This window comes from Planomonospora algeriensis, from assembly GCF_977012225.1.
Genome location: NZ_CDRNDK010001090.1, coordinates 1 through 484, shown reverse-complemented (window position 1 = coordinate 484; position 484 = coordinate 1). Strand labels below are relative to the sequence as shown.

General features: G+C 74.2%; 1 protein-coding gene. It reads right to left on the bottom strand.

From position 1 onward, the window contains the following. On the bottom strand, positions 1-316 hold a 316-nt coding region (locus tag ACWJ6R_RS37950), incomplete at its 3' end, for an acyltransferase domain-containing protein (protein WP_449066797.1). Between the last annotated feature and the right edge of the window lie 168 nt (positions 317-484).

Genomic DNA, 484 nt, shown 5'->3' with positions numbered 1-484 from the left:
CGAACGCGAACAACGCCGGCTGCGTCAACCACGTCTCATCCAACGAACCCACACCCGAACCCGAACCCGAACCCGCGCCCGCGCCCGCGCCCGAGACCGAGTCCGAATCCGCCACCGCGCCCGCGCCCGCACCCGCCGCCGCCGTCTCACCGGCGAACATCACCTCACGCACCGACGCACCCGCCGGCAGACCCAGCAGCGGATCCACCACCGCGCACACCCCGGCCAACGCCTCAGCGAACACCGGGAACGCCTCGGCCAGCTCCCGCCCCATCCCCGCCCGCTGACTGCCCTGACCGGAGAACAGGAACGCCAACCGGCCCCCCGCACCCGAACCCGCGCCCGGACCCGTCACCACACCCGGCGCCGGTACACCCGGCACCGAACCACCGGTCAGCACACCACCAGCCGACACACTCGACGCTGATCCACCGGCCGCGCCCTCGGCCAGCGCCCGCAGACCCGCCACCAGCTCCGCCCGATC